This is a genomic window from Mycobacterium sp. (genome assembly GCF_008709575.1).
Classification (GTDB): Bacteria; Actinomycetota; Actinomycetes; order Mycobacteriales; family Mycobacteriaceae; genus Mycobacterium.
In genome coordinates, this window is record NZ_VYIK01000164.1 from 1 (window position 1) to 562 (window position 562).

Annotated in this window: 2 pseudogenes; one reads left to right on the forward strand and one right to left on the reverse strand. The window is 64.8% G+C overall.

What is annotated here, in order from left to right:
• Positions 1-118, forward strand: a pseudogene (locus tag F6Q13_RS17550) (GNAT family N-acetyltransferase); the annotation flags it as partial.
• A 22-nt stretch (positions 119-140) separates the two neighbouring features.
• Here the strand turns inward: F6Q13_RS17550 and F6Q13_RS17555 are convergent.
• A pseudogene (locus F6Q13_RS17555) lies at positions 141-481 on the reverse strand (HNH endonuclease); the annotation flags it as partial.
• Positions 482-562: the final 81 nt, after the last annotated feature.

Genomic DNA, 562 nt, shown 5'->3' on the forward strand with positions numbered 1-562 from the left:
CGATCGCCAACCCGAGGCCGAGGCCCTCTACCGCACCACCGGGTATAACCGGCTGGACGAGCCGCTGCCCAGCTGGGGAGCGTTTCATCCGATCGCGTTCGAGAAATGGTTCCCATGACCGGTGCCGCGCGCGAGACCGGTCAGAAGGGGGGTGGGTCGTTGCAGGCGGCGAAGCGTGCTTCGTTGATGGCACGCTCGTGGGCTATGCGGGCGGCGTGCTCGTCGGCCCTGGCGCGCCGGCGGGTGGGCATCATCAGTCCCCGGTTGGTGCCCGGCGTCGGCAGCGACAACAGCTCCAGCGGTGCGGTGGGGACGGCCAGCTGTGGAAAGAACAGTGCGCCGCCGGGTTCGGTGCTGTAGGTGTGGCCGCTGGGCGACGTCCACTCCACCGTGCGAGAAGCTGACGATCCGCCCAGCCACCGATACCGGTGTAGAACGTTTTCACCAAATGGTGAAAACGGCAGAGCAGCTTGAGATTGCTGGCAAGTCGGTAATCTGCCCGCATTCCATTACGGGATGATTTCTGCACGTGCTTGACTTCGAGTTTCGTCCTGCCAAGAGC